Source organism: Bradyrhizobium sp. T-1 (assembly GCF_053592855.1).
The window spans coordinates 3,016,203-3,042,739 of record NZ_CM132115.1; the positions used below are offsets into that span (position 1 = coordinate 3,016,203).

24 protein-coding genes and 1 pseudogene are annotated in these 26,537 nt (G+C 64.8%); 13 read left to right on the top strand and 12 right to left on the bottom strand.

From position 1 onward, the window contains the following. Positions 1 to 46: 46 nt before the first annotated feature. Positions 47 to 742, bottom strand: a complete 696-nt coding sequence (locus ACWAT4_RS14375) for a class I SAM-dependent methyltransferase (RefSeq protein WP_449730807.1) — start codon at positions 740 to 742, stop codon at positions 47 to 49. A 188-nt stretch (positions 743 to 930) separates the two neighbouring features. Between ACWAT4_RS14375 and ACWAT4_RS14380 the strand changes: the two genes are divergently transcribed. Together ACWAT4_RS14380 and ACWAT4_RS14385 are read left to right on the top strand one after the other, a co-directional pair. After that, positions 931 to 1,971: a glycosyltransferase family 2 protein gene (locus tag ACWAT4_RS14380; RefSeq protein ID WP_212301456.1), complete on the top strand. Its 1,041-nt coding sequence runs from the start codon at positions 931 to 933 to the stop codon at positions 1,969 to 1,971. Continuing rightward, entirely contained in the window at positions 1,971 to 2,570 is a 600-nt protein-coding gene (locus tag ACWAT4_RS14385; RefSeq protein WP_449730808.1) for a class I SAM-dependent methyltransferase, read from the top strand. The genes ACWAT4_RS14380 and ACWAT4_RS14385 overlap by 1 nt, the downstream gene beginning before the upstream one ends. Before the next feature lie 15 nt (positions 2,571 to 2,585). Here ACWAT4_RS14385 and ACWAT4_RS14390 read toward each other — a convergent pair whose 3' ends face one another. Continuing rightward, on the bottom strand, positions 2,586 to 4,103 hold the full coding sequence (locus tag ACWAT4_RS14390) for a hypothetical protein (protein ID WP_449730809.1): 1,518 nt from the start codon (positions 4,101 to 4,103) through the stop codon (positions 2,586 to 2,588). A gap of 273 nt (positions 4,104 to 4,376) precedes the next feature. On the opposite strand from ACWAT4_RS14390, the gene ACWAT4_RS14395 reads away from it, so the two are divergent. From ACWAT4_RS14395 to ACWAT4_RS14405, 3 genes are all read left to right on the top strand, one after another. After that, positions 4,377 to 6,686 carry a xanthine dehydrogenase family protein molybdopterin-binding subunit gene (locus ACWAT4_RS14395; protein WP_212426221.1) on the top strand — a complete coding sequence of 770 codons (2,310 nt, stop codon included), beginning with the start codon at positions 4,377 to 4,379 and terminating at the stop codon, positions 6,684 to 6,686. Positions 6,687 to 6,783: 97 nt separating this feature from the next. Continuing rightward, positions 6,784 to 7,233: a cytochrome c gene (locus ACWAT4_RS14400; RefSeq protein ID WP_212446591.1), complete on the top strand. Its 450-nt coding sequence runs from the start codon at positions 6,784 to 6,786 to the stop codon at positions 7,231 to 7,233. 219 nt (positions 7,234 to 7,452) lie between these two features. Beyond that, complete coding sequence (locus ACWAT4_RS14405) at positions 7,453 to 8,736, top strand: cystathionine gamma-synthase family protein (protein WP_449730810.1); 1,284 nt, start codon at positions 7,453 to 7,455, stop codon at positions 8,734 to 8,736. Between the two features lie 7 nt (positions 8,737 to 8,743). Here ACWAT4_RS14405 and ACWAT4_RS14410 read toward each other — a convergent pair whose 3' ends face one another. Then, positions 8,744 to 9,133 carry a VF_A0006 family four-cysteine protein gene (locus ACWAT4_RS14410; RefSeq protein WP_449730811.1) on the bottom strand — a complete coding sequence of 130 codons (390 nt, stop codon included), beginning with the start codon at positions 9,131 to 9,133 and terminating at the stop codon, positions 8,744 to 8,746. A 90-nt stretch (positions 9,134 to 9,223) separates the two neighbouring features. Here ACWAT4_RS14410 and ACWAT4_RS14415 point away from each other — a divergent pair, with 90 nt between their 5' ends. Then, positions 9,224 to 9,838: a class I SAM-dependent methyltransferase gene (locus tag ACWAT4_RS14415; RefSeq protein ID WP_449730812.1), complete on the top strand. Its 615-nt coding sequence runs from the start codon at positions 9,224 to 9,226 to the stop codon at positions 9,836 to 9,838. Between the two features lie 77 nt (positions 9,839 to 9,915). On the opposite strand, the gene ACWAT4_RS14420 is transcribed toward ACWAT4_RS14415, so the two are convergent. Then, on the bottom strand, positions 9,916 to 10,335 hold the full coding sequence (locus tag ACWAT4_RS14420; protein ID WP_449730813.1) for a CHRD domain-containing protein: 420 nt from the start codon (positions 10,333 to 10,335) through the stop codon (positions 9,916 to 9,918). Positions 10,336 to 10,488: 153 nt separating this feature from the next. On the opposite strand from ACWAT4_RS14420, the gene ACWAT4_RS14425 reads away from it, so the two are divergent. Further along, positions 10,489 to 11,415, top strand: coding sequence for a c-type cytochrome (locus tag ACWAT4_RS14425; RefSeq protein WP_449730814.1), 927 nt, complete (start codon positions 10,489 to 10,491; stop codon positions 11,413 to 11,415). Positions 11,416 to 11,565: 150 nt separating this feature from the next. Further along, positions 11,566 to 13,182 carry a nucleotidyltransferase family protein gene (locus ACWAT4_RS14430; RefSeq protein ID WP_449730815.1) on the top strand — a complete coding sequence of 539 codons (1,617 nt, stop codon included), beginning with the start codon at positions 11,566 to 11,568 and terminating at the stop codon, positions 13,180 to 13,182. On the opposite strand, the gene ACWAT4_RS14435 is transcribed toward ACWAT4_RS14430, so the two are convergent. The 5 genes from ACWAT4_RS14435 to ACWAT4_RS14455 all read right to left on the bottom strand — a co-directional run bounded on the left by ACWAT4_RS14435 (position 13,157) and on the right by ACWAT4_RS14455 (position 17,690). Next, on the bottom strand, positions 13,157 to 13,837 hold the full coding sequence (locus ACWAT4_RS14435) for a glycosyltransferase family 2 protein (protein WP_449730816.1): 681 nt from the start codon (positions 13,835 to 13,837) through the stop codon (positions 13,157 to 13,159). The two genes, ACWAT4_RS14430 and ACWAT4_RS14435, sit on opposite strands and share 26 nt — an antisense overlap. 12 nt (positions 13,838 to 13,849) lie before the next feature. Then, a complete protein-coding gene (locus ACWAT4_RS14440) occupies positions 13,850 to 14,854 on the bottom strand; it encodes a hypothetical protein (protein WP_449730817.1) in 1,005 nt (334 codons plus the stop codon). After that, a complete protein-coding gene (locus ACWAT4_RS14445) occupies positions 14,851 to 15,279 on the bottom strand; it encodes a PqqD family protein (protein WP_449730818.1) in 429 nt (142 codons plus the stop codon). The genes ACWAT4_RS14440 and ACWAT4_RS14445 overlap by 4 nt, the downstream gene beginning before the upstream one ends. 89 nt (positions 15,280 to 15,368) lie before the next feature. Then, positions 15,369 to 15,614 (bottom strand): Lrp/AsnC ligand binding domain-containing protein, encoded by a 246-nt coding sequence (locus tag ACWAT4_RS14450; RefSeq protein ID WP_018317369.1) that lies wholly within the window; start codon positions 15,612 to 15,614, stop codon positions 15,369 to 15,371. 96 nt (positions 15,615 to 15,710) lie between these two features. Further along, positions 15,711 to 17,690: a PAS domain S-box protein gene (locus ACWAT4_RS14455; RefSeq protein ID WP_449730819.1), complete on the bottom strand. Its 1,980-nt coding sequence runs from the start codon at positions 17,688 to 17,690 to the stop codon at positions 15,711 to 15,713. 304 nt (positions 17,691 to 17,994) lie between these two features. Between ACWAT4_RS14455 and thiD the strand changes: the two genes are divergently transcribed. The 4 genes from thiD to ACWAT4_RS14475 all read left to right on the top strand — a co-directional run bounded on the left by thiD (position 17,995) and on the right by ACWAT4_RS14475 (position 21,982). After that, the gene (gene thiD, locus ACWAT4_RS14460) at positions 17,995 to 18,795 is read left to right on the top strand and encodes a bifunctional hydroxymethylpyrimidine kinase/phosphomethylpyrimidine kinase (RefSeq protein ID WP_449730820.1); all 801 of its coding nucleotides are present in this window, start codon (positions 17,995 to 17,997) and stop codon (positions 18,793 to 18,795) included. 224 nt (positions 18,796 to 19,019) lie between these two features. Next, positions 19,020 to 19,832 (top strand): UDP-2,3-diacylglucosamine diphosphatase, encoded by an 813-nt coding sequence (locus ACWAT4_RS14465; RefSeq protein WP_212301193.1) that lies wholly within the window; start codon positions 19,020 to 19,022, stop codon positions 19,830 to 19,832. Between the two features lie 13 nt (positions 19,833 to 19,845). Then, complete coding sequence (locus tag ACWAT4_RS14470) at positions 19,846 to 20,934, top strand: glycosyltransferase family 4 protein (RefSeq protein ID WP_449730821.1); 1,089 nt, start codon at positions 19,846 to 19,848, stop codon at positions 20,932 to 20,934. 64 nt (positions 20,935 to 20,998) lie between these two features. Beyond that, positions 20,999 to 21,982, top strand: coding sequence for a threonine/serine dehydratase (locus ACWAT4_RS14475; protein ID WP_212301191.1), 984 nt, complete (start codon positions 20,999 to 21,001; stop codon positions 21,980 to 21,982). A gap of 77 nt (positions 21,983 to 22,059) precedes the next feature. On the opposite strand, the gene ACWAT4_RS14480 is transcribed toward ACWAT4_RS14475, so the two are convergent. Next, a complete protein-coding gene (locus ACWAT4_RS14480) occupies positions 22,060 to 23,856 on the bottom strand; it encodes a caspase family protein (protein ID WP_449730822.1) in 1,797 nt (598 codons plus the stop codon). Positions 23,857 to 24,108: 252 nt separating this feature from the next. Here ACWAT4_RS14480 and ACWAT4_RS14485 point away from each other — a divergent pair, with 252 nt between their 5' ends. Next, positions 24,109 to 24,867: an outer membrane protein gene (locus ACWAT4_RS14485; protein WP_212446582.1), complete on the top strand. Its 759-nt coding sequence runs from the start codon at positions 24,109 to 24,111 to the stop codon at positions 24,865 to 24,867. Here the strand turns inward: ACWAT4_RS14485 and ACWAT4_RS14490 are convergent. Then, positions 24,831 to 25,055, bottom strand: a pseudogene (locus ACWAT4_RS14490) (hypothetical protein); the annotation flags it as partial. The gene ACWAT4_RS14485 and the pseudogene ACWAT4_RS14490 sit on opposite strands and share 37 nt — an antisense overlap. Before the next feature lie 26 nt (positions 25,056 to 25,081). Next, entirely contained in the window at positions 25,082 to 26,485 is a 1,404-nt protein-coding gene (locus tag ACWAT4_RS14495) for a hypothetical protein (RefSeq protein WP_449730823.1), read from the bottom strand. Positions 26,486 to 26,537 lie beyond the last annotated feature (52 nt).

Below are 26,537 nucleotides of genomic sequence, written 5' to 3' on the forward strand. Positions count from 1 at the left end.
CGGCCGCTTGTTCTCGCACGCCGTGGTTCGCCGCGGGATCCCAGCCTCAGGCCTTGCGTGCGGTGGCGACGTATTGCGCCCCCAAGGGCAGCCAGCCGAGCTTGTTCTCGAACGGCCGCAGCCGGGCGAGGGCGCGAGGAAAGAACAGATTGTACTGGATGCGCGATGAAGCCCAGCCCGCGGCTTGCAGCCGCTTGTCCAGATCGCGGGCGAAGATCAGCCTGGCGTTTTCGTCGAACGGACAAGTGTTCACCGCATGGACGGTGAGCGGGTTCAGCGGATTGTGCTCGAAGATGGCAATCAGGCCGCCCGGCCGCGTGACGCGATGCAACTCCCGTAACCACGCCAGGTGCTCGTCGTGCGGGATGTGATGGAACACGCAGGCTGAAAACACCGCGTCGAAACTGTTGGCCTCGACCGGAATCCGGTTGTTCTCGATCAGCACGCAGTTGCCGGATTCGGGGTACCGCTGCCGGCCCAATGCGAGGCTGCGTTCGCTGACATCGGACGAGGTCAGCGCTGCCTCGGGAAAATAGCGGCGGAAATACGGAATCGAATTGCCGATCCCGGAACCGAAATCGCAAATCCGCTTCACGTCGAGGCCGGCGCGATCCACGATCTCCCGGAGCGCCCTGATCTTGTATTCCGCGAAATATTCCGGGCCCTCGCCGGTCACCGCGATGTTCTCGCGATGCTGGTCCTCATAGGCGTCGGCGAAGCGATCGAACTCGGCCTTGTCCATAGGCGATCCAGCTGTCCGGCGTTTGGTGAGGTGGTTGTCGGCTCGAATCATGCATCAGGGGGTCTAAAAATTGATGAACAATTAACCGGAGTCCGCCGAATATCGGCGGCAGGAATCGGACCGATCCAACCCTCTGACAGGCTGGCTGATAGATGGACCTTCAGGACGAGATGCCGCGCCCTGGAAAGATGTTTCTGTCGATCGTTGTGCCCTGCTACAACGAGGAAGAGGGCCTGCGCGAATTCCATCGCCAGATGGTGTCGGCCGCGCGCGCGCTGTGCGGCGCAAAGTTCGAGCTGATCCTGGTCGATGACGGGTCGACCGACAACACCTGGAAGATCATCAACGAGCTTCTGGCGGAGGACCGCAATGTCGTTGCGGTCCGGCTCGCGCGCAATCACGGCCATCAACTGGCGCTCACCGCCGGCCTCTCGACCGTGCGCGGCGATCTCGTGCTTGTCATCGATGCGGACCTGCAGGATCCGCCGGAACTCCTGACGCCGATGTACGAGATGATGGTCCGCGAGGGCGCCGACGTCGTGTACGGCATGCGGCGTAGCCGCGCCGGCGAAACCCGCTTCAAGAAGCAATCGGCGGAAGCGTTCTACCGCCTGCTCGCCAAAGTCACCCGCGTCCAGATTCCCGTCGATACCGGTGATTTTCGCCTGATGAGCCGGCGGATCTCCGACCAGCTCGTGCAGATGCCGGAGCATGACCGCTTCATCCGCGGCATGGTGGCATGGCTCGGCTACAAGCAGGTCGCCTACGAATACGACCGTCATCCGCGCTTTGCCGGCACCACCAAATATCCGCTGATGAAGATGATCGGTTTTGCCGCCGACGCGCTGATCAGCTTTTCGATGGTGCCGCTCCGGATCGCGACCTATGTCGGCGCCCTGTTGACGACCCTGCTGACCTTCGTCGGCATCGCCGCGGTGATCGGCTGGGTGTTCTCCGGTACCGTGCCCGGCTGGACCAGCCTGACGTTGCTGGTCGTCATGATCTCCTCCGTGCAGCTCCTCGTGCTCGGGCTGATGGGCGAATACATCGGCCGAATCTACATCCAGTCGAAGAACCGCCCGCTGTTCCTGATCTCGCATATCCACCGCCGCGGCCGGCTGCCGCATGGTGCGGAAGCGGCGGCCGATCTCGAGCGGGCGCCGTTCAGGACGCTGCTCGCGCAATCCGGACCGGAGGCGCGCGGCCAGGTTCACGACGAGGTGCCCTGATGAAGGCGATCCTCAATCACCCCGTGCTCTATCAGGCCTACCAGAACGCCGGCGGATTTTTCGGCGCGCGGGTCAAGGCGATCGCGGATTATCTCAGGCTGCGGCCGGGTATGCGGGTGATCGATATCGGCTGCGGTCCCGGCTACATCCTGCGCCATCTGCCCGATGGCATCGACTACACCGGCTTCGACATCGATCCGGCCTATATCGCGTATGCGCAGCGCGCGTTCGGTCATCTCGGCACTTTTCATTGCCGCTATTTCGATGCCGCCGCCGCGCGGGAATTTGCCGGCGCCGACGTCGTCATGATGAATGGCGTGCTGCATCACATTGCTGATGCGGATTTGCAGACGACGCTGGCCGATATCAGGGACGTGCTCAAGGCGGACGGCGTGCTGTTCACGCTCGACGGCTGCTACCGCGAGGGGCAGTCGCGCATTGCAAAATGGCTGCTCGACAACGATCGCGGCGAGTTCGTGCGGGATCACGACGGCTACGATCAGGTGCTGCGCGGCGCCTTCGGCAAGGTCAATTTGGCGATCCGCGACGATTATTCGCGCGTGCCCTACACGTTCATCATCGGCGTCTCGCAGAAATAGCGCCGGCTGGAAGGGTTAGTCGTTCCGCCGCAGCACGTCGATTCCGTCGACCGAACGCACCAGCGTATAGGGTTTGAGCAATCGTGACAGCTCGGCGTCGGCGCGTGCCCAATCGCCCCATCCGTTGCGGAGATTGTCGACCAGCACGACATCCGGCGGCGTCTTCCGGAAATCCTCGATCAGCCAGTTGCGCTCCAGCGCCAGATAATCCTTCAGCTTCACATCGGTCGCGGCGTCGACGATAGTCTTCTCGCGCGTCAGCCGCACGAACTCGCGGATCCATAGATTCTCCTGCCGGGACACCCAGGTGCCGCCGATGTCACGCACCAGCGGGTGGCCGATGGCCGCCTCGCCGCTCAGCATCAGGATCCGGGGATGCGGCTTGAGGAGGGCGAGCGCTTCCCTGACGTTGCCGACATAGACATTGCCGTTGAACCATTGCGCGCCGAACAAAAAGGTCGCAGCCAGGATCAGCGGCGCCGCCAGGCCGAGACGGCGGCGCGGCGGCGCGCCGTTTGCGACCAGCAGCGCGTATCCCATCGCGAGCATGGCGACCGCCACCATCGGATAGGAATGATAGGCCCAGCCGCGCCGCTGCAGGAAAAACGAGATCGCAAATCCGCTCGCGGCAAGAACGGCCGCGAGCAGCAGCGAGTCGGGCGTTCGTCCCCACATCGTTGACAGCGCCGAGAGCATCGCGATCGCAAAGAGCAGCGAGGCCGCATTCAGGAAGATGACGGAGAGCGGCATCGACCACGACAGATAGGTGTCGCGCACCAGCGGATAGGTCACCGTGAAATATTCGGGATAGAGCACGTAGGTGCCGACGCTGACGGTGGCGACCAGCACGCCCGCGATGATGTTTTCCGGCGCAAACAGCACGAGCCACGACCGCGCACGAACGGCGCTCGCCAGGATGCACAATCCCACCGGCACGGCGAAGAACGGCTTGAAGGCGAGCGTGATCCCGGCACCCAGGCCGGCAATCAGGATCGCCCAGAGCGGAACCGAAAGACGATCGCTGCGGAGCGCATATACCGCGAGCGCGGGCAGGAAGGTCAGCGTCGCAATATGTTCGCGCTGGCCGAACACGTGCATCGGCAGGATGGTGACGATGGAAGCGGCCCAGATCGTGAACGGTCCCCAGCTTGCGTGAGCCCATGAAGGCGACAGCCGCACGATCCGCGACACCACATAGAGCGAAGCCACCGCCAGCAGCAGAAGCTGGGCATCGATGACATGCCGCGGATCGACGCCGAGCAGGCGGCCCAGCGCAACGCCGGGCAGATAGGCAAACGCTGCCATCGGCGGATTGATCTCGATGATATCGCCATAGAGATGCTGGCCGTCCAGCATGCGCTCGCCGACCACGAGCAGCCAGCTGACGTCGGTATTGAGCGGAACGATCTCCCGCATCAGGATCGCGAGCCCAAACACAGCCCCGATCAGCAGCCAGGGCATCGGGGCCGGCCGTTCGCGGTCATGCGGGCTGACGCGCATCTGGCGAGAAACGTCTCCGATCTCCGAACTCATCTCGAACTCATGGGCCATGCTGCGGGAAACGCCCTACGCTAACCGAGGCGCGTTAACGAGTGACTTTCGGGCAGGCGGTCGTGGTGGCCGAAGACCTCTATGGCAATTTGAGGGCCTGATTGATTGGACGCCGGGCGTGGAAAACCCGCGCAGGCCCGGCGCTGCATCTTTGCGGTTGGCAGTGACGGATGGCAGATTGCTAAAGTCGTTTGCACTGCCACTTTTTCCACGGCAATATGCCGGCAAAACAACCATAGGACGGGACGAGAAAAAATGGCGGCTCCCATCAAGTTCGGCGTTGGCCAAAGCGTGCTGCGCAAGGAGGATGACGCGCTCATCCGCGGCAAGGGCCGCTATACCGACGATTATGCGCCGCAGGCCGCACTGCGCTGCCTGATGCTGCGTTCGCCGCATGCGCATGCCAAATTCACCATCGATGCCGGCCGCGCCCGCACTCTCCCGGGTGTCGCCCTGATCCTCACCGCCGCCGAGGTTGGGGATCTCGGCAATTTGCCATGCCTGTTCAACCTCGAGACCGATCCGTTCACCGGCCCGCCGTACCCGATCCTCGCCAAGGACGAGGTCCGCCATGTCGGCGATTCCGTCGCCTTCGTCGTCGCCGAGACCATCGACCAGGCCCGCGACGCGATCGAGGCGATCGACGTCAAGTGGAGTCCGCTGCCTTCGGTGACCGGCGTCGTCAATGCCGTCAAGAAGGGCGCGCCGCAGGTCTGGCCAGACAAGCCCGGCAACGTGCTGTTCGACGTCTCGATCGGCGACAAGGCGGCGACCGACGCCGCGTTTGCGAAAGCGCATGCTGTCGCCGAGATCTCCATCGTCAATCCGCGCGTGGTCGCGAGCTTCATGGAGACGCGCGCTGCGGTCTGCGAATATGACGCCAAGGCCGATCATCTGACGCTGACGGTCGGCAGCCAGGGCAGCCACCGGCTGCGCGACATCCTCTGCCAGAACGTGCTCAACATTCCGACCGACAAGATGCGGGTGATCTGCCCCGATGTCGGCGGTGGCTTCGGCACGAAACTATTTCCCTATCGCGAATACGCCCTGATGGCGGTCGCGGCGCGCAAGCTGAAGAAGGCGGTGAAATGGTCCGCCGATCGCTCCGAGCATTTCATGGGCGATGCGCAGGGCCGCGACAACGTCACCACCGCGAAGATGGCCCTTGCCGAGGACGGCAAGTTTCTCGCGATGGATTGCGACCTGATGGGTGACATGGGCGCCTATCTCTCGACCTTCGGGCCCTACATTCCGCATGGCGGCGCCGGTATGCTGCCGGGCCTCTACGACATCCACGCCTTCCACTGCCGGGTGCGCACGATCTTCACCAACAGCGTGCCGGTCGATGCATATCGCGGCGCGGGCCGGCCTGAGGCAGCCTATGTCATCGAGCGTCTGGTTGATGCCTGCGCGCGAAAACTCGAGATGACGCCGGATGCGATCCGCCGCAAGAACTTCATCCCGCCGAAGGCGCTGCCCTACAAGACCGCGACCGGCAAGGTCTATGATTCCGGCGATTTCGCCGCGCATCTCAAGCGCGCGATGGAGATCGGCGAGTGGAAGGAGTTTTCCAAGCGCGCCAAGGCGGCCAAGAAGGGGGGCCTGATCCGCGGCATTGGCCTTGCGAGCTATGTCGAGATTTGCGGCGTGATGGGGGAAGAGACCGCCAACGTCAGGCTCGATCCCAATGGTGATGTCACAGTCCTGATCGGCACGCAATCGAGCGGGCAGGGCCACCAGACGGCTTACGCCCAGATCGTTGCCGAGCAGTTCGGCCTGCCACCGGAGCGCGTCCATGTCCACCAGGGCGACACGGCCATGATCGCCACAGGCCTCGGCACCGGCGGCTCGGCTTCGATTCCGACGGGCGGCGTCTGCGTCGAGCGGGCCACGGGCGAGCTGGGCAAGAAGCTGAAGGAAATCGCGGCTCAGGCGCTGGAGGCCAGCGCCGGCGACCTCGAGATTTCCGCCGGTGCAATCCGCATCGCGGGCACCGACCGCACGATCTCCTTTGCCGATCTCGCCAAGCGGCCGGGCGCCGACCCGTCGAAGCTGAACGGCAGTGCCACCTTCGCCAGTGCCGACGGCACCTATCCGAACGGCACGCATCTGGCGGAAGTCGAGATCGATCCGGCCACCGGCATCATCAAGATCGTCAACTATGTGATCGTCGACGATTTCGGCAAGACGCTCAATCCGCTGCTGCTGGCTGGCCAGGTGCATGGCGGCGCCATGCAGGGCATCGGCCAGGCGCTGATGGAGCAGGTGGTCTATGGTGCGACCGACGGCCAGCTCATCACCGCCACCTACATGGACTATGCGCTGCCGCGCGCGGCCGATGGTCCCGCCTTCGTGTTCGAGACCAACAATGTTCCCTGCACCACCAATCCACTGGGCGTGAAGGGCGCGGGCGAGGCCGGTGCGATCGGCTCCTGTCCGGCCGTCGTCAACGCCATCGTCGACGGGCTCTGGCGCGAATACAAGATCGACCACATCGACATGCCGGCGACGCCCGAGCGGGTGTGGATCGCGATCAACGAGCATCATCGCCGCCACAGCCTGTGATACGGCCGCTCGGCCCGCGGGAATTAAGTGCCCGCGGCCGGGTTCTATCCTCAATGACCCTCCCCCAAACCGACTTGCGAGCCGGAGAAGAAGACTCATGAAACGAACGTTCATTGTCGCGGGCACCCTTCTTCTGGGTGCGGGCGCCGTGATGGCGCAGCAGGAGGTTGCCGTCCAGCAGGACAATCTGATGCGGTCCCAGGCCAAGAGCCTGTACACCGTCATCTTGAAGATGACGAAGGGCGACATCCCCTACAACCAGAAGGCCGTCGACGAGGCAATCGCCAATCTGCAGGCTGACGTCGCCAAGATCGCCAAGACCTTCGAGGTCAATCCCAAGCAGGATGTGGTCAACGCGACCTATGGCGCGTCGCCGAAAGTCTGGCAAAACAAGGCCGATTTCGATTCAAAAATTCCGCCGGTGCAGAAGGCGATCGCCGACGTCAAGGGCAAGATCACCGATGTGGCGAGCCTGAAGGCCGCCTACACTGCGATCAACGACCGCTGCACCGATTGTCACGAGACGTATCGGTTGAAGCTGAAATAGGGCGGACCAGTTCGTTCCCTTGCAGTCCGGATGGAGCGGCTACGGGACTCACGACCGGCCGCCTGGTCTTGCGCAGCACGTCAGCAAATTCTCCTCCCGCGCCCTGACGCATCGCCGTCAGAACGACTATGTTTGCTTGCGCCGTCGCGCGCGTTGATGCGTCACGACGTCCCGAGTTCCGACGCGCGGCGGCGATCTCAGTCAACAGCGAGACAGGCCATGGCAAAACCGTTCCCGTCGAAGACCCATATCGGCAACCATATGCTGCATCCGGAAACGCTGATGCTGACCTATGGCTATGATCCGCAGCTGTCGGAAGGCGCCATCAAGCCGCCGGTGTTTTTGACCTCAACCTTCGTGTTCAAGACGGCCGAGGACGGGCAGGACTTCTTCGATTTCGTCGCGGGCCGTCGCGAGCCGCCGGAGGGCATGGGCGCGGGCCTCGTCTATTCGCGCTTCAACCATCCCAACAGCGAGATCGTCGAGGACAGGCTCGCGGTTTATGAACGCACCGAGAGCTGCGCGCTGTTCTCGTCCGGCATGGCGGCGATTTCGACGACGATCCTGGCCTTCGTCCGTCCCGGCGACGTCATCCTGCACTCGCAGCCGCTGTATGGCGGCACGGAAACCCTGCTGACGAACACGCTGTCGCGCTTCTCGATCGGCGCGGTCGGCTTTGCCGACGGCGTCGACGAAGCGGTGGTCATTCGGGCCGCGGAGGAGGCCATGCGCAAGGGCCGGGTTTCGATGATCCTGGTCGAGACGCCTGCCAATCCGACCAACGGTCTGGTCGATATCGCGCTGATGCGCCGCGTCGCCGAGACCATCGGCAAGGCCCAGGGCCACACGCCAATCATCGCCTGCGACAACACGCTGCTCGGCCCGGTGTTTCAGCGGCCGATCGAACATGGCGCGGACCTCTCGCTGTACTCGCTGACCAAATATGTCGGCGGCCATTCCGACTTGATCGCGGGCGCGGCGCTCGGCACCAAGGCGGTCATGAAGGGCGTCAAGGCGCTACGCGGCGCCATCGGCACCCAGCTCGATCCGCATTCCTGCTGGATGATCAACCGTTCGCTCGAGACCCTCAGCCTGCGCATGGAGAAGGCCAACGGCAACGCGCGCCTCGTCGCGGATTTCTTGCGCGACCATGCCAAGGTGGCGAAGGTGCACTATCTCGGCCATCACGCGGAGACATCACCGGCCGGGCGCGTATTCGCGCGGCAATGTCTCGGCGCGGGATCGACATTCTCGTTCGACATCGTCGGTGGCCAGGCGGCGGCGGAGAGATTCCTCAACGCGCTGCAGATCTTCAAGCTCGCGGTCAGCCTCGGCGGAACGGAATCGCTGGCGAGCCTGCCGGCGACGATGACCCATTCCGGCGTCCCCGCCGAGATCCGCCGCAAGATCGGCGTGCTCGACTGTACGATCCGGCTGTCGATCGGCATCGAAAATCCGTCGGACCTGATCGCGGATCTCGAGCACGCGCTGAGCGCGGCCTGAGCGCATTTCAAAGCGGATTGGACGTGCGGCATGCCGACATGATGGCCGCGGCAGCTTCATTGGACTGTGCGCCCGAGAGTTGCCGCACGAGGCAGACATAGTAGCCCTTGCTGGACGCGTTAAGAAGGGAGTCGCCGTTGACCGCAAGCCAGTTGCAGGCCGAACGGATGTATTGGACGGCCAGCGGCGATCGCGTGTCACGGATGGCGGACAGCTCGCATTGAGCCTGTTTTTCCATGTCGGTTTGCGCGGCGGCCGGCGAGGAGGCTGCAACGGCCGCTGCGGCAACGACAACGCCCGCCAGGCCATGCAATGATGTGCGAGCAGGCTTCCGGCAGGCCCCGTGATGCGATAATTTGTCAGAGAAGGCGGGATAGTTCTCGTTGGGAGTGGTCATGTTGCGCCCCTTTGCTCTGGAGGCGATCATAGAGCGTCAGACCGGTGGCACAATGGTGGCTGCCGTTGTGCGGCCAGGATGCCAGCTCGCATGAGCGATCCCTCTGCCAAACTCCGCGCGCGAATCGTCGAGCTGGCGCGGGCCCAGGATCCCTACGCGCATGTCTTTGCGGGCAAGGAGTTTCGGCGCGACTATGTGGCCGCGCGCACGATTGCCTGGAGCGCGCTGTTTGGGGACATCCGCCAGACGACCGGCCGGGTGCTCGAGATTGGCTCCAAGGAAGGACGCTCTGCGCTGTTCTGGCTCGAATTCTTCGCCAGTGCCCATCTCACCTGCGTCGATTTGTTCGAGAACGACGATGTCGGGAGGTTCGACCGTAACCTCGCCGCCTATGGGGCGCGGCTGCGCAAGATGGTGGGCACCTCGATCAAGGCGCTGGGCATATTGCGCGAAGAGAATGCGGTATTCGACTTCATCTATGTCGACGGCAGCCATCAGCGCGATGACGTCATGATCGACTGCCTCGGGGCCTGGCGCCTGCTGCGGGCGGGCGGCGTGATGTTGATGGACGATTACACCTGGAAGCCTGACAATCCCGACGCCGAGCGTGTCGCTCCCGCCGTCGACACGTTTCTGGCCTGGCACGAGGATGCCGAGGTGATCCTCAGGAGCCATCAGGTCGCCGTGCGCAAGCGTCTCGCGTGACGGTTCAAGCCCGTCCGGAATCGAAAAGGCCGGACGCTTCGCGCGTCCGGCCTTCGCCGAAAAAGCCGCTTTAGAACTTACTTGGTCACCTGGCCGCGGATTTCGCCACCCGGGTTGGCCGCGGTGTGAATGTTGACATAGAGCTTGCCGGCCAGAAGATCGGCAGCTTGCGCGTCGGTCAGCGTGGCCGAGCCTTCGGCCGGGCTGTTGGCGGCGCCGGGGATCGGCACCGCGACGCCGGCGTTCTTGCCGGCCTCGGCGGGGCCGTGGAAATGGGCGGCGGTGGCGGGGCCGGAGAGGCCGGAATAGGTCAGCTTCCAGGTGAGCTTCTTGGTGGCAGCGTCATAATCGAGATCGGCCGTGCCCGTGCCGCTGCTGGTCGTGGCGGGGACTTCGGACTTGCCGTCCAGCGTCGCCTTCAGTTTCTCCGCGCTGGCCGGGCCTGCGAATGCGACGGCGGCTCCGAGCGCCAGCGTGGCAAAAAGCGCTTTGTTCATGGGTCTCTCCCTGTTGACGCCTGATTGCTGTCAACTTGCAAACAGTGCGGTTCCGACTTTATTCCCAGATTCCGCTCAAACCATCTAAATTATTCGTGGCTGGAGCGGCTGCGGGATGATCCGTAAATTCGCCGGAGCTCGATGGGATCCTCAATGCTGCGACGAACAATTTATGTCATTTTGATTGCCGCCGTCGCGGCCTTTGCCGTCTACTGGTGGCTGACCGCGCCGACCGCTTTGGCCTTGCCGGCGCCGACGCGCGGGCCCGATCTCGCCAATGGGCAGGAGCTGTTCAATGCGGGCGGCTGCTCCTCCTGCCACGCCGTGCCCAATCAGCCCGATCGCCTGCGGCTCGGCGGCGGCCTGGCGCTTCGCTCGCCGTTCGGCACGTTCTATGCGCCGAACATTTCGCCTGACGCTACCGACGGCATCGGAGGCTGGAGCGAGGCCGATTTCGTCAACGCCGTGATGCGCGGGATTTCGCCCGAAGGCACGCATTACTTTCCGGCATTTCCTTACACCTCCTATCACATCGCCAAAGCAGACGACGTCCGCGATCTCTTCGCCTATCTGAAGACGCTGTCGCCGGTGCCGGGCCGCGTGCGCGACCACGATCTGCCGTTTCCCTTCAACATTCGCCGCAACGTCGGCATCTGGAAATTGCTGTTCATGGATGTCAGGCCGTTCGTGCCGGCGGCAGCGCATCCGGCGCAATGGAACCGCGGCGCCTATCTCGTGAACGGTTTTGGCCACTGCGCCGAATGCCACAGCCCACGCAATGTTCTCGGTGGCGTCATCAGCACGCAGCGTTTCGCCGGTGGCCCCAACCCCGAAGGCGAGGGTTGGGTGCCGAACATCACGCAGAAGGGCATAGGCAGCTGGAGCGAGAAAGATATTGCCGACTTCCTCGAGACCGGCGACATGCCCGAAGGCGACAGCGCGTCAGGCGCGATGCGGCCGGTGATCAAGAACCTTGCGCAATTGAAGCCAGAGGATCGCGCCGCGATGGCCGCCTATCTGAAGTCGCTGCCGCCGATCGATGGGCCGACGCCGCCCAAGCGCAAGGAAGGTGGCGGCTGAAGCAGGCCCTTTCCAATTGACACGTCGTGATTGCGCCCGCATCGTTGCTGGCCTCGGAATTGGAATGCGTCACGATGGGGCGTGGAATTTTCGTGCTGCTGCGGTTGTTCGTTTCGACGCGTGATTTTGCCGAACCGCGCGAAGCATGCCTTGCGGCTCAACCGTTCGGTTGAGATGGCACCAAAGCTTCCGGCCGCGTTGAAGCCGCGTCACCTCACGCTGTTCAGGGCTGCCCTCGGGCAGGGCCAGAGCGCGATCGACGCCTATCAGAGCTGGCGCGCCTCCGAGCCGCTCGACGCCGCCGACGAGGTCGTCTATCGCACCATGCCGCTGCTCGTGGCCACCGCCGACATGGCTGGCATTGTCGATGCCGACACCAGACGGATGAGGGGTGTCGTCAAGCATGTCTGGCTGTCGAATGCGACGCGGGTGCGCGATGTCGTCGCGGCCTCCGCCGCACTCAGGGCGGCCGGAATCGCCGCGCTGCTGATCAAGGGCGGCGCGCTGTTTGCGCGCGACGAGAGCTACATGGCCAAGCGCATGACCGGAGATTACGATCTCCTGGTCCGGCGCGCGGACGCGCGAGGCGCGATCGAGGTGCTGCAGCAGGCCGATTTCCGCAGCCACGGCATGCGGGTCGAGCTGTTCCAGGAATCCGATTTCGACCGCGACATCCATGCGGTGGCGATGTCGCGGGCGGGCTTGGCCCGGGCCATCGACCTGCACTGGCGCGCGCTGTTCTGGCTCGACGACGAAAGCTTCACCGAGGCGCTGTTCGCAACCGCCGAGACCGGCACATTGCTGACCCACGAGGTGCTGATCCCCGGCGTTGCCGAGCATCTGGCGATCGCTGCGATGCGTCCGGAGCCGGCCGACCAGAACGAGATGGTGTCGCGTGCGCTCGAAGTCGTCCACATGCTCCAAAGCAAAGCCGGCGCGAACGTCGATTGGGATCGTTTTCGCGCGATCGTGACGCGCTACAACGGCAGCCTGTTTGCGGCGCAATTGCTCGACGTCGTCGCGCGCGAGATGCCGGCCCTCGTGCCGGTTGGTCTCGTGGAGCAGTTATTGGATTACGGCCCGCCGGGAAAGTCGATCGAGATTTCGATCCGTGCGGTGCCGCGCGCGCAGCGCACGCAATGGCAGCAGTTTGGCGCCGCCTTTTTCGCCGCGCTTCGCGGGCGCTTCAAGGCGCCGTTCCGCTGGTGGGATTGGGCAAGGCTGCCGGGTGCGGCGATCGCGGCGTTCGATACCGCCATCGTGCAGTTTCCCTTTTGGGAGGACGCGATCCTGAAGCGGATCTGGCAGCAGACGGCGAGCGCGGCGTATCCGTCGCGCGGGAGCGGTGTCTGGTTCGGGCAGGGATTTTCCATTCCGGAAAAAGAGGGGCGGTGGACCGACCGTCAATTCGCGGTCCTCGAAATGCCCGTCGACGACCAGATGCACGATCCCGTCGTCGTGGACCTGGTGGTGGTGCCGTTCCTGCCGCCTGGCACGGACAATTTTCGTTTCGTCGCCTATGCCGGCGTCGGATCGGTCCAGCAGATGGCGGCGGGCCCTACCGATGCGCTGCCGTACAGGATCGCGCTGAAGGCGAGGATCGTCGGCGAGGGCCAGCGCAAGATCGTCATTGCGCTGCGGATGCTCGATTGCCAGCGCCCCTCGGACATCGGCCATTCGATCGATCCTCGTCTGCTCGGGCTGTTCGTGAAACAGGTGTCGATCAACGGCGTGACGATGTTCACTCCGGCAGGCGCCGGACCTTGATGGCCTTGTGCAGCGCCAGCAGCGTTTCGCGGTTCTGAGCGTCGGTATGGGTGCGTCCGCCATTGCCGAGATGCAGCCGTCGGCGCACGACGATGTCGTCGACATGCGCGCTTCTCAGGCCGCCCTGCTTGGCGCGACCGAGCCAGGCGATGAAGAAGGTCGCGGGCAGGCTCTCGTCGAACGGGCCGGCCCGCTCGAGCGCGGTGCGCCGGATCAGCATGCACTGCTTCAATTCACCCGGCATGATCGCGATGGCAGGTTTCAGCCGCTCGCGCTGCGCGTCCGGCACATCAGGACTGACGAATTGCTCGACCTTGCCGAACACGGCGTCGATGTCGCGCTGACGGTCGAGCACCGCCAGTTGCAGTTCGAGCTTGCGCGGCGTCCAGAGGTCGTCGGCATCGCAGAAGCCGATCAGCCCGCCTTGAGCGATTGCGAGCGCCTTCTTGACGGCGACGGCCTGGCCGCTGTTGGGCTGGGCGAGCGCGGTGATGCGGTCGCCGAATTGGCCGAGGACCTTGGCTGTGCCATCGGTCGAGCCGTCGTCGATGACGATGACTTCATCGGGTGGCGCGGTCTGGCCGAGCACACTCCCGACCGCCTCGGCGATATAGGCCTCGGCATTGCAGGCGGCGATGATGACGGAGACACGCATGATGGCGCGGCCTCAAAGCCGTTGCAGCTGATCGGCGAACGCAGCGGGAATCGTCGCGGGCGTCGTGCCGGTGTCGGTGAAGAACACCGGCGCGATGCCCGCGATCCGCGCCACCTTCGCGGCAATTTCGTTCGGCCATCCCGGCAGCTCGTAGGCCGTCGTCGGCAGCAGCGCGCGGAAGGCGTCCGACTGCCGCGCGCGCGTGAATTCGGGGGTTACGGCACCGCGCCGACGCGGGATGAAGAGCGCGCGCAAGCTCCCGCCGCCGATGCGCTCGCCGAGACCGGCGAGGCTCAGCTCGTGGCGCAGCTCGCCGTTGAAATCCGACACAGGCGTGGTTTCGCCGATGAAATCCTGGAAGGCATCGACCAGGGCAGGACGCAGCCGCGCCGAGCAGAACAGCGGCTGGATCTCTCCTGTGGCGCTGTTCACCGCGACGAAGTCGTCGCCCGCATAGCACCAGCCGGCCTTGACGCAGGCCAGCGCCGCGGTGGTCTTGCCGCTGTGACCTTCGCCTGCGAGCAGCGCGAAGCCATCAGTGCTTCCGACAGCCGCGGCGTGGACGGCGCACCAGGGCGTCTCGTGCATGAGGGCGTGGATCAGCGAGATCGCCGGCCGGCTGCGGATCCAGGGCGGTGCCTCGCCCTTCGGCAGCCATGCGATGCCCTGTCGTGCCACGAGGTCAATCGCGTACAGCACGGGAATGACGGCCGGCTGCCACACCGAATAGATCCCGTCCTCGATCAAGAGGCGCGGCTTCTCGGCGGCGTCGGGCACGAGCGCGGAGAGATCGACATCCTCGGCGGCGATGAAGCGCAAATCGAGGTCGACGGCGTCTGCCGCCTGCTGGATGTAAGCGGGCAGGAACATCCCGGCCAGATCCTGCGTGGCAAAGCCGAGGCGCAGGGAAAAGGGACCGCAACGGGCGCGTGCTTCGATCAGCTCAGGGTGCGCCTTGAATGCTTCCCTGGCGAAGACCTTCGCGATTTTGTGCCGGATGAGATCGCTGGCTTTCATTGGCTCTCGCGCAGCGGCCAGCCTTCCTCGCCGGCATCGTGCACGGGATCCATCAGCAGCAGCTCCCGCAGGTTGTCGAAGCGCTGAAATTCAGGGGCGACGAATGCGCCCGACAGCACCGGCATCCAAATCTCATTGGGAGTCTCGCTGCGCGAGTCGGCAGTGCCAATCGCAATCAGGCCTTCCGCCAGCATGCTGTCGACGAAGGCTTGCACCTGTTGCGTGATCGACGTCACATCACCGTTCGTCGCGGCAGCCAGGGCGCTTCCGATCTCCTCAACCGTTCGGTTGACCTTGAGGCCGAGCCAGATCTGCGCAGCGCTGCCGTCGAGGTTGTAGTAGACGCCATTCTGATAGTTGGCCAAGACCACTTCACTATCGAATTGCTGGCTGATCAGCAGCGGCACCGTCGTGGTGGGGGCCATGACTTGCAGTACTCACTTCACTTCCAATGGTCGCACGCTAGCACAGGCGCCCGGCTGCGCAACCGTGCGACTTGCGCCGATCGCGCCCGCTAGCTCGCACCAAAGGCCTTGAAGGTGATGATGGTGAGCGTGTCCTGGATGCCCGGCAGAACCTGCACCTTCTCGTTGACGAAGTGGCCGATGTCGGTGTCCTTGTCGACGTAGAACTTCACCAGCAAATCGTATTGGCCGGCCGTGGAGTAGATCTCGGAGGCGATCTCGGCTTCGGCAAGCGCGTTGGCCACCGTGTAGGACTGGCCGAGCTTGCATTTGATCTGGACGAAGAAAGGAACCATTGCAGTCACTCCGAAGGCATATCTCGTCGGCCAATAGGCCAAAGCCGGCCGAACTTAGCAAGCGGGCAGGCTGGCCGCCAGATGCCGGTCGGCGCCCTAGGAGGTCACCGTGGCCGCGGCAAATGCGTCCCTGAGCCGCTGGGCGAGCTCGGCCTTGCGATAGGGCTTGGTCAGGACGATCGAATGCGCCTGCGCGCGGCCCTGCTCGACCAGGGTCTCCAGCGCGTAGCCCGAGGTGAACAGCACCGGTAGGCCGGGACGAATCCGTCTGGCCTGATCGGCGAGCTCCCAGCCGCTCATCCCGCCGGGCATGACGATATCGGTGAACAGCATGTCGATGCCGGGGTCGGCGCGCAGCCGCTGCAAGGCCTCATTGCCGTTGACGGCGGCGACGACGCGATAGCCGAGCGCCTCCACCCGGAGGATCACCGAGGAGCGCACGAACGGATCGTCCTCCGCGATCAGGATCGTTTCGTGGCCGCGCGGCGCGGCCTCCTCGCTCTCCAGCACATCGGTCGGCGATTGTCCGCCGCCGGCGCGCGGCAGGTAGATCCGGACCGTCGTCCCCAGGCCCTGTTCGCTGTAGATCGAGACATGGCCGTCGGATTGCTTGGCGAAGCCGTAGACCATGCTCAGCCCGAGCCCGGAACCCTTGCCGACCTCCTTGGTGGTGAAGAACGGCTCGAAGGCGCGGTCGATGACCTCGGGCGTCATGCCTTCGCCGTCGTCGGTGACGGAGATCAGCGCGTAGGCGCCGGACGCCACTTCCGGGTGCAGGGCGCGATAGTCCTCGTCGATCGCGGCGAGCTCCGTGCTCAGCGTCAGGTGTCCTCCGGACGGCATGGCGTCCTGCGCATTCAACGCAAGGTTCAGCACGGCGGATTCGAGCTGGGAGCGGTCGGCAAAGGCCTGGATCGTGCCGGGCCCGAAGCTGGTGCTGATTTCGATGTTCTCGCGCAAGGTGCGCTTGAACAGCTTGAGCATGGACACGATCAGCTCGCGGCAATCGATCGTGCGCGGCTGAAGCAGTTGGCGACGGCTGAAGGCAAGCAATCGCTGGGTCAGCTCCGCGCCGCGTTCGCCGGACTGGCAGATGTCGTCGGCAAACTGGCGCAGATCGGGCCGGGTCTTGAGCTGCTCGCTCAGATGCTCGGCGTTGCCGATGATCACGGTCAGGAGGTTGTTGAAGTCGTGCGCGATGCCGCCGGAGAGCTGGCCGACGGTCTCCATCTTCTGTGCCTGCTGGAGCTGCTGCTCGGTCAGCTTACGCGTGGTGAGGTCGTGGATGATGCCGACGTGTATCAGTTCGCCATCCTGCCAGGCCTGGCCCACTGACAGATCCATCGGGAACGTCGAGCCGTCCTTGCGCAGGCCGACGGCTTCTCCGGTTGCGAAACGCCGTGCACGACCCGCGGATGAGGGCCTCTCCTCATTGCACATCAGCATGCCGATGTCGCGATTCATGATCTCGTCGGCGCGATAACCGAACAGTCGTTCGCAGGCGGGGTTGAACAGGAGAATGCGGGCTTGCGCATCGAACAGGATGACGCCGTCGACCGCGGTCTCGACGACGGCGGTGAGGCGTGTCATGCTTTCGCGCATCGCGCGCTGGGCCTCTCCCACCTGTTTGAGCAGCTGCGTGGCGTCGCGGCGCTTGGTCTCCTCCTCCTCGAGCGCAGCCTGGACCTTTTGCAGCTCGAACGGGGAGGGGATGGTCAGGATCTTCGGCAGCAGTGGCCAGAGCGCAGCCGCCGTGAAGATCGAGGCAATCGCTGTCGCCGCTTTGACCAGGCCTTCGATGCCATAAATCGGCACCCAGAGTGTGTAGATCGACAGCACATGCGTCAGGCCGCAGGCCATGATGAAGACCGCGAATGCCCAAAAGACCCAGCCGAATTTGAGGTCACGCCGTTTGGTGACGAGGATCGCGAGCGCAAACGGGATCGAGAAATACGCAGCCGCAATGCAGGCGTCGGCGACGACGTGGAGCCAGATCAGCTCAGGTTCCCACAGCAGGCAGATGCCGTGCGGTGAGAACATCGAGGAGTCCAGGAGACGTTCGAAATAGGCCCACATGATGCAATCCCGAGAAGGTTGCAGGCCGGGGCGGCCCGCAACGTCGCGTCGCCAGCGAATCGACCAACGTTTCCATTATCCGGAGTGCGCGCCAAGGCCGGATGATGCCGAGGTCACTTTTTTGCAGGATGTGCACGCTCACGGGAGGACAAGTGCGGCACCGGGCTCATTTTAGCTGATTCGCTGCCGCGCGATCGAAGGTGGCGCCGACCCGGAGCCCCGGTCGCAGTCCGGGTTGCTGGCACCGAGGGGGCGCGCTAAGAGTAGTGATGGCCATGTCTTTTTCGAGCAAGCGTATCCTGCGATGACCACGCCCGTGGCGCTCACCATCGCCGGCTCCGATTCGAGCGGCGGAGCCGGCATTCAGGCCGACCTGAAGACCTTTGCCGCGCTCGGCGTCTATGGCGCGTCTGCGATCACGGCGCTGACGGCGCAGAATACCAAAGGCGTCACCGGCATTCACGCGGTACCTGCCGCGTTCGTCACCGCGCAGATCGATGCGGTGTTCTCCGATCTCGATGTCGGTGCGGTGAAGATCGGCATGGTGGCGCAAGCCGAGAGCATCGATGCGATCGCTGCCGCACTGTCGCGCTGGACGCCTCCGCATATCGTGCTCGATCCCGTGATGGTCGCAACCTCCGGCGACCGCCTGCTGGCCGCGGAAGCCGTCGAAGCCTTGCGCACGAAGCTGATGCAACTCGCCTCGGTGGTCACGCCCAATTTGCCGGAGGCGGCGGCGTTGCTCGACGAGCCGGTCGCGCAAAGCGAGGCCGAGATCGAACGCCAGGGGCGCCGTCTGCTTGGGCTCGGCTGCCGCGCGGTCCTGATTAAAGGCGGCCACGGTGAGGGCCGTGAGAGCATCGACTATCTCGTCAGCGCCGACAAGACGATCGCGCTTGCCGCGCCGCGCGTCGCCACCCGCAACACCCATGGCACCGGCTGCTCGCTGTCCTCGGCGATCGCGGCGGGGCTAGCCAAGGGCGAGGATCTGGAGATGGCCGTGCGCAACGCCAAGGCCTGGATCAGCGCGGCGATCGCAGCCGCCGACCGCTTCAGCGTCGGCCATGGCCATGGGCCGATCCACCATTTCCACAAGTTCTACTGACGTGGCTCTGTCGTCCTGACGCACGTCTGGCGGCCCTCCGTTAACCAGCGCGGCCGCGATTGTCCGGCATTTTGCCGAGACCCATTTCTGCGCCCATGTCGCCTGATTGTCGCATGCGGCTGATATGCGCGGGGAGGGCGAGGCAAGGTCCGATTCGTATCCGAGGGTGCCTCAAAGGTTCAATCGTCATCCCCCTGTCACGGGACATTGTTACAGGCTGTCGCATGGGAAGTTACGATGTGAGTGACGAGAGCCCGGAGCGGCGCTTTCGCACGTTGTTCATCTCCGACGTTCATCTCGGAGCCCGCGGCTCGCAAGCCGACCTTTTGCTGGACTTCCTGCGCTACCACGATGCCGACACCATCTACCTCGTCGGCGACATCGTCGATGGCTGGGCGCTGAAGTCGAGCTGGCATTGGCCGCAATCGCATAACGACCTGGTCCAGAAGCTGCTGCGCAAGGCGCGCAAGGGCGCCAAGGTCATCTACGTGCCTGGCAATCACGACGAGTTCCTGCGCAACTATTACGGCACGCATTTCGGCGGCATCGACGTCGTCGAGAACACCGTCCACGCTGGCGTGGACGGCAAGCGTTATCTCGTCATTCACGGCGACATCTTCGACCTCGTGGTGCAGAACGCGCGCTGGCTCGCCCATCTCGGCGACAAGGCCTACGACTTCGCGATCCAGATGAATCGCTTCGTCAACTTCTTCCGCCGCATGTTCAAAGTGCCGTATTGGTCGCTGTCGCAATGGGCCAAGCAGAAGGTCAAGAACGCCGTCAACTATATCGGCGCGTTCGAGCAGGCGCTCGCAGCCGAAGCCCGGCGCCATGACGCCGACGGCGTGATCTGCGGTCACATCCACTACGCCGTAATCCGCGACGAGAACGGCATTCGCTACATGAATTGCGGCGACTGGGTCGAGAGCTGCACCGCGCTGGTCGAGCACGACGACGGCCGTTTCGAGATCATCACCTGGGCGGATCATCTGCAGAAGCCGGCAGAAGTTCCGCAGGTGGCAGCACGAGCTGCCTGACGAGGCCTTCCTGATGCGCATCCTGGTCGCGACCGACGCCTGGCACCCGCAAGTCAACGGTGTGGTTCGGACGCTGACCAAGCTTGCCGACGCAGCCGAGGGGCTTCGCGTCGAAGGTCTTGGCGTCGAAGGTCCTGGCGTCGAAGGTCCTGGCGTCGAGTTCACATTCCTGACGCCGCAATCGTTCCGGACCTTTGCGATGCCGAGCTATCGCGACGTGCGGCTTGCCATGCCGCGCCCGGCGCGCATCGCAAAACTGATCGCGGAAGCGCGGCCGGACAGCATTCATATCGCGACCGAAGGGCCGATCGGTCTGATGGTCCGCCGCTATTGCCGGCAGCGCAAGCTGCCGTTCACGACCAGCTTCCATACCCGCTTTCCCGAATATGTCCGCGCCCGCGTCCCGGTCCCGGGCTCGCTGATCTGGCGGGCGCTGCGCCGCTTCCACAGCCCGAGCCGCGCCGTGATGGCGGCGACGCCTGCGCTGGCCCGCGAGCTTGGCGAGCGCGGCTTCGACAATGTCGTGCTGTGGCCGCGCGGCGTCGACACGCATCTGTTCCACCCCCGCGCCGTCGATCTCTGCCTGCCGGCTCCGGTGTTCCTCTCGGTCGGCCGCGTCGCGGTGGAGAAGAATCTCGAAGCGTTTCTCGACCTCGATCTGCCCGGCACCAAGGTGATCGTCGGCGACGGCCCGGCGCGCAACGCGCTGGAAGAGGCCTATCCGGACGCGATCTTCTTAGGGGAAAAGCACGGCGAGGAACTGGCCGACATCTACGCGGCGGCCGACGTCTTCGTGTTTCCGAGCAAGACGGACACGTTCGGCCTGGTCCTGCTCGAGGCACTGGCGAGCGGCCTGCCGGTTGCGGCCTTTCCGGTGAAGGGACCTCGCGACGTCATCGGCGATGCGCCGGTCGGCGCGCTGGATGAGGACCTGCGCAACGCCTGTTTCGCGGCGCTGGACATTTCGCGGCAGGACTGCGTCGAATTCGCTTCCAACTACACCTGGGAGGCCTCGGCGCGGGCCTTCGTCGACAGCATTTTGGCGGTCGGTGCGGTGCTGCCGGGCGGGAACGGGGCGGAACGGCAGCGCTTCGTCGCTTAAGTGGGCAAAAACCTCGCGCGGAGGTGTCTTGCCCGCACCTCGCGGGCCGCGATAACATCGCGCCATGTCCGAACAGCCCCTTCCGATCGGCCCCGCCGATATCGATGCCGCAGCGCGCGTGCTCGCGCCCTTCGCCGTCCGCACCCCGCTGCTGTCATTTCCCGTGCTCAACGAGCGCGTCGGCGCAAAGGTCTTCCTGAAGCCGGAGATGCTCCAGCGCACCGGCTCCTTCAAGTTCCGCGGCGCCTTCAACAAGGTGTTCTCGATCCCGCAGGACAAGCGCGCCGGCGGCGTTGTCGCATTCTCCTCCGGCAACCACGCCCAGGGCGTGGCGGCGGCGGCGAAGATCCTCGACATGCAGGCGACCATCGTGATGCCGGCGGACGCACCGCTGTCGAAGCGCGAGCGCACCAAATCCTACGGCGCCGAGGTCGTGCTGTACGATCGCGACCGCGACGACCGCGAGGCGATCTCGCGCGGCATCGCCGAGAAGCGCGGCGCGACATTGGTTCGGCCCTATGACGATCCCTACGTGATCGCGGGCCAGGGCACGGCCGGCCGCGAGATCGCGGAAGACATGGCAATGCTCGGTCTCTCACCCGACATCGTGGTGGCTCCGGCTTCCGGCGGCGGCCTGATCGCGGGCGTCGCCACGGCCGTCAAGGCGCGCTATCCGCAAGCCCAGATCGTGGTGGCCGAGCCCGAGGCGTTCGACGATCACGGCCTGTCGCTGACCGCAGGCCATCGCGAGCCGCATCCGCCGGCGGGCCGCACCATCTGCGACGCGCTGATGGCGCTGATCCCGGGCGAGATGACCTTTGCAATCAACAGCAAGCTGTTGGCGCGCGGCGTGACCGCGTCCGACAAGGAAGTCGGCGCGGCGGTGGCCTTTGCCTATCGCGAGCTGAAGCTCGTGGTCGAGCCGGGCGGCGCCGTCGGTCTCGCGGCACTGCTCGCCGGCCGTCTCGACGTCACTGGGAAGAACGTGGTCATCGTGCTCTCCGGGGGCAACGTCGATGCCGATCTGTTTGCCGAGCTGGTGGCCTGAGTTTTTCCGAGTTTCTGACATGAGATAGGGGCAGAGCGTCGCCGCTCTGCCCCTATCTCGTTTTCTGCTTGCCGCGATCAGTGCATGAAGCCGCGGTGATTGCCGCCGCCACCCATGCTCTGCGACTGGTTCATCGACTGGCGGAAATTGTTGCCGCCGCCCGTGCTGATCCGGTTGGTCGCGTTGAACTGCGGCCGGTTGCTCTGCACCTGCACCTTGTTCACTGGGTTGTTGTTGAGCTTCACGCCGTTGTTGACGCGGATCGGGTTGGCCTGCGTCTGAACGTTCACCGGCTTGGTATCCACGGTCGTGCCGCCCTTGCCGACAGTCACAGGCATGCTCACGATCTTCCCCGGCGTGCCCGTATTGTTGTTGCCGGTGGTCTGCGTGGTGGTGGTCACCGGCAGCGTCGTGATCTTGCCGGCGCCGCCATTGTTCGTCGTCGTGTTGGTCGGCGCGGGCAGGGTGACGATCTTGCCAGGAGTCTGGGTCTGGGTCTGCGACGGCGTGCCGTTCTGCGGATTGCCCGCCGGCAGGTTGGTGATCTGGCCGCCATTGCCGAGCTTGCCGATGACGTTGCCATCGACCGGCTTCTGCACGACGGGCAGGTTGCCGTTCATCTGCGATCCGCCACCCGCCTGCTGCATCAGCGGCACGTATTTCGGCTGGCCGAGATTGCCGACCTTGAACGTCGGGGCCAGGTTCGGCGGAGCCAGGAACTTCGTCGCCTGCATCAAGGGGATCAGCTTCGGCTGCGACTGGAGCTTCAGTGCGACTTGCGCATAGGGGCTGTTGCCGTAGCTGTCGTAGAAGGTCTTGTAGCCGAGCGGCGAGTTCGCGAGCACGGCCTGGTGCCAGGCCTGCGTGATCAGCAGGTTCGACAGCAGCCAGCGGATGTGATCGCACAGCGGGTCGTGCGGATACATCGCGACGAACTCCCGATAGTACTCGGGCCTGCCTTCGGACAGCACGTAGTCATAGGCCTGGCGCGCCGAACGGCTCGGCAGGTTGGAGGCCATCTGCACCACCGGCGCATTCACCGGGGCGCGGTTGGCGGCGACGGCCGTGTCGCCGAAGAAGGTGAAGTCGGAGGTGAGCGAGGAGCTCTCCCACGGCGTCTGGGCGCCGCTGGTGGTCTGATTCACCGCGAGCCGCACGCGCTTGAACAGCTGCTCGATCGGCACGTTGGGCTCGCGCGCCACGTTCAGGAAGGCTTGCGTGTAGGGGCTGTGGCCGCCCGTGCCGTCGAGCGCTTCGGCGCCCGGCGCGGTCGAATAGCCGACGATCGAGCCGTTCGGCGCATCGACGATGGCAAGACCCCGGCCGGCGTCGTTGACGTTGGGGAACGGGTTGTTGCGGCAGGCATCGAGGATGACGATACGCATCCGGCTCGGGATCGTCTCCAGCGTCGACATCACGTCGACCAGGCGAACCGAGTCGTTGACGAGCTCGGTCTGGTTCGACACTTTCGCATCGACAGGGACGAGGTAATTCTCGCCGGCGAGCTGCACGCCGTGACCGGCGTAATAGACCATCGCCACCGTGTTCGGGCCGCGCGCCGATACCTTGGCCGAGAAATCCTGCACCACGCGCAGCATGTCGTTCTGGCCGAGGTCGGTCGCCGAGATCACCTCGAAGCCGGCCGAGTTGAGGAATTGCGCCATCGACTGCGCGTCATTGTCGGGGTTCGCGAGCTGCGGCGCGTTCTGGTAGTTCGAATTACCGATCACCAGCGCCACCCGCTGTTCCGGGCTTTGCAGCGCGGTGGGGACCGGTTCGACGGGGGCGACTTGTGCGGAAACCGGGCTGCAGGCGAAGCCGAACAGGCTTCCCAGCAGGCCCGCAGTCATCAGAGCGGATTTCAGGCGGAACATGGCGTGCTCCTTTGGCACTCATCTCGATGCGAGATTGGTTGCGAGCAAGCCTGGCCGCGTTCGAGCCCTCCCGTCCGTGATCGCGATCACCATTGTACGGTGCGTGATCTAGATCACGCAGGGTGTCGCTAAGGTGGTGTTGATGCAATTCGGCAACAGACGAGCGAAACTTGCGGTCCCGCGGTGAGGCGGTCTGTCGCACCTCGTGGGATTCATGCCAAATGCGGCACCGCTGATCTTTGGGGACTGGACATGCGTCGCTTGCTTGCTGTCGGGGCCGGACTTTTCGCCATTGTTGCAACGACAGGCGCGGCATCCGCAGCCGATCTCGCGGCGCGGTCCTATACCAAGGCGCCGGTCATCTCCGCAGTGGTCTACGACTGGAGCGGCCTCTACGTCGGCCTCAACGGCGGCGGCGGCTGGGGCCGCGACTGCTACACCATCACCAACGTCGCCGGGGCGCCGGTCGGCCCGGCCTCGGAAGGCTGTCACTCCCCGAGCGGCGGACTCGTCGGCGGGCAGATCGGCTATCGCTGGCAGAGCGCGAACTGGGTGTTCGGCCTCGAAGCCCAGGGCGATTGGGCCGATCTGAAAGGCTCGAACTCGAGCCTGACGGCGATCATTCCCTATTCCAACCAGACCAAGGTCGACGCACTCGGGCTGTTCACCGGCCAGGTCGGCTACGCCTGGAACAACGTGCTCTGGTACGTGAAGGGCGGCGCCGCCGTCACCGACAACAAGTACACCTCGTACTTCGATGCCTCGGGCGTCGTGATCTATCGCGCCAGCGAGACCCGCTGGGGCGGCACTGTGGGCACCGGCATCGAATTCGGCTTCGCGCCGAACTGGTCGGCCGCGCTCGAATACGATCACCTCTTCATGGGCACCAACAACGTCGCCTTCCAACCGATCGCCGCCGTGACCCGCAGCGACGACATCAAGCAGAACGTCGATATCGCGACGGTCCGGGTGAACTACCGCTTTGGCGGTCCGGTCATCGCGAAGTACTGATCGCGCGGCGCGCGATCAGGGGAAGCTGCGGACGATCGTCCAACGATCGCGGCATTGAAGGCATCAAGATCCTCGGCCGGGATCCAATACTCCAGATGCGAGCGGCCGCCGGCCTCCTGCACGTCGTACTTGGCGACGAAATTTCGCTTGACCTCAAAGCGCGTCACGAAGCCCGAGCCGCTTGCCGGTCTTCACTAGGGGACACGAGCGCGCCTTACGAGAAGAACGCGATCTTCTCGGCCTGGGTCATGCGGCGGATCGGCGCGAGGGCGTCGTTGGCGGCGACGCGGGACTTTTGCACGATGCCGCTGGCGAGGATGGTGGCGCCGAGCGAGGGCTCGGGCGAGGACGCTGACAGGAGCGACGGCATCGGAAGCGTCACGGCCGGTGATGCTTCGGATGTCGCCGCAGCCGCCATGGCGGGTGCGGGCTGCTCCATCACTTCGGCGGCGGCTTCCGCGATGGCATCGGTGAGGCGCGCGAGCGATTCCATTGCGATCGGGGCTTCAACCGGCTCCTCCAAGAGGGGCGCGACTGGCGGCGCAACGGATGGCTCGGCTGCGACGGGCTCGGGGATCTCAGCGACAACGGGTTCCACGACTTCAACAGCCGTCGGCTCCGGCATCGACTCCGCAACGGCAGCTTCCATCTCCATGGGGTCGACGATCTCGTCGAACTCCGGATCGGGCGCGGCCATCTCCATCGCGATCCGCGCGAGCACGGCGTCGTCCTCGGCTTCCGCTGCGGCATCGAGCGAGAACTCGTCGGTGATCCCGGCGATGGCTGCGGGATCGGCAAGGCTGTCCTCGGCCGCAGCAAAACTCTCCTCGACGGCGGCGTGGCTTTCGGCGCTCTCGGGCGAGATCGCGACGCCCATCGCCGCCTCGGCGACGCCGCTCATGTCGACGGCGGCCTCAGGCTCCGGCTCGGGAGCGATCTCGGGCGGCGTCTCCGTAAAAGCCACGGGGGTGTCGCTCACCATCACCGCGGCCGCTTCGGCAACCGGCGCTTCTGCGACCGGCTGTGCTTCCTGCACGGGCGCCGGAGCAGGACGCGCTGAGCCTTGCGGCGCTGCGCCGCGCTCGACATCGGTCTGCTCGACGCGGTCCTTGAGGAGATCGAAGGCGGCCCTGAGATCGCCGCGCGGGTCGATGGTCGACACCTGGGTGCAGGCTGCTTCGATCGAGGCGAGCTGCGAATCAATCAGGTCGCAGATTCGCCCGTCGGCGCCGATCTCGCGCCAGCGCCAGGAGATCTCCTTGATGATGCGCACGCCGCGCGGAATCGGTGCGAGGCTTGCCTCGATCGCGGCCGGATCGAACGCCTTGGCGGCGGCGCTTTCTGCCTCCTCGACCGCGCGGCGGATCGCGACCAGCGCTTCGGGCAGGCGGTCCTCGACGACGGGTTGCCGCTGTGCCGCAAGGGTTTCTTCGATTTTCGCGACCGCGTCGAGCACCATGCGCGTGTCGGCATTGCGGTTGCGCTTGGCATATTCGCCGAGGAACCAGCGGCCGCGCGCGGTCTCCATGAAGGCTTCGCGGATCGCGTCGTAATCCTGCTCGTTCGGCTCGGCCGCGCGGGCAGACATGGGCGAGAGGGCGAATGCTTCGTTGGCCATGACAATCTCGTCGCGCAAATCAGTGCGCGTTGCTGTAACGATCACCACGATA

Bases quoted from the DNA above. Each gene is read 5' to 3' on its own strand.
- ACWAT4_RS14375 (WP_449730807.1), bottom strand. From the start codon at position 742: ATGGACAAGGCCGAGTTCGATCGCTTCGCCGACGCCTATGAGGACCAG.
- ACWAT4_RS14380 (WP_212301456.1), top strand. From the start codon at position 931: ATGTTTCTGTCGATCGTTGTGCCCTGCTACAACGAGGAAGAGGGCCTG.
- ACWAT4_RS14385 (WP_449730808.1), top strand. From the start codon at position 1,971: ATGAAGGCGATCCTCAATCACCCCGTGCTCTATCAGGCCTACCAGAAC.
- ACWAT4_RS14390 (WP_449730809.1), bottom strand. From the start codon at position 4,103: ATGAGTTCGGAGATCGGAGACGTTTCTCGCCAGATGCGCGTCAGCCCG.
- ACWAT4_RS14395 (WP_212426221.1), top strand. From the start codon at position 4,377: ATGGCGGCTCCCATCAAGTTCGGCGTTGGCCAAAGCGTGCTGCGCAAG.
- ACWAT4_RS14400 (WP_212446591.1), top strand. From the start codon at position 6,784: ATGAAACGAACGTTCATTGTCGCGGGCACCCTTCTTCTGGGTGCGGGC.
- ACWAT4_RS14405 (WP_449730810.1), top strand. From the start codon at position 7,453: ATGGCAAAACCGTTCCCGTCGAAGACCCATATCGGCAACCATATGCTG.
- ACWAT4_RS14410 (WP_449730811.1), bottom strand. From the start codon at position 9,133: ATGACCACTCCCAACGAGAACTATCCCGCCTTCTCTGACAAATTATCG.
- ACWAT4_RS14415 (WP_449730812.1), top strand. From the start codon at position 9,224: ATGAGCGATCCCTCTGCCAAACTCCGCGCGCGAATCGTCGAGCTGGCG.
- ACWAT4_RS14420 (WP_449730813.1), bottom strand. From the start codon at position 10,335: ATGAACAAAGCGCTTTTTGCCACGCTGGCGCTCGGAGCCGCCGTCGCA.
- ACWAT4_RS14425 (WP_449730814.1), top strand. From the start codon at position 10,489: ATGCTGCGACGAACAATTTATGTCATTTTGATTGCCGCCGTCGCGGCC.
- ACWAT4_RS14435 (WP_449730816.1), bottom strand. From the start codon at position 13,837: ATGCGTGTCTCCGTCATCATCGCCGCCTGCAATGCCGAGGCCTATATC.
- ACWAT4_RS14440 (WP_449730817.1), bottom strand. From the start codon at position 14,854: ATGAAAGCCAGCGATCTCATCCGGCACAAAATCGCGAAGGTCTTCGCC.
- ACWAT4_RS14445 (WP_449730818.1), bottom strand. From the start codon at position 15,279: ATGGCCCCCACCACGACGGTGCCGCTGCTGATCAGCCAGCAATTCGAT.
- ACWAT4_RS14450 (WP_018317369.1), bottom strand. From the start codon at position 15,614: ATGGTTCCTTTCTTCGTCCAGATCAAATGCAAGCTCGGCCAGTCCTAC.
- ACWAT4_RS14455 (WP_449730819.1), bottom strand. From the start codon at position 17,690: ATGTGGGCCTATTTCGAACGTCTCCTGGACTCCTCGATGTTCTCACCG.
- thiD (WP_449730820.1), top strand. From the start codon at position 17,995: ATGACCACGCCCGTGGCGCTCACCATCGCCGGCTCCGATTCGAGCGGC.
- ACWAT4_RS14465 (WP_212301193.1), top strand. From the start codon at position 19,020: ATGGGAAGTTACGATGTGAGTGACGAGAGCCCGGAGCGGCGCTTTCGC.
- ACWAT4_RS14470 (WP_449730821.1), top strand. From the start codon at position 19,846: ATGCGCATCCTGGTCGCGACCGACGCCTGGCACCCGCAAGTCAACGGT.
- ACWAT4_RS14475 (WP_212301191.1), top strand. From the start codon at position 20,999: ATGTCCGAACAGCCCCTTCCGATCGGCCCCGCCGATATCGATGCCGCA.
- ACWAT4_RS14480 (WP_449730822.1), bottom strand. From the start codon at position 23,856: ATGTTCCGCCTGAAATCCGCTCTGATGACTGCGGGCCTGCTGGGAAGC.
- ACWAT4_RS14485 (WP_212446582.1), top strand. From the start codon at position 24,109: ATGCGTCGCTTGCTTGCTGTCGGGGCCGGACTTTTCGCCATTGTTGCA.
- ACWAT4_RS14495 (WP_449730823.1), bottom strand. From the start codon at position 26,485: ATGGCCAACGAAGCATTCGCCCTCTCGCCCATGTCTGCCCGCGCGGCC.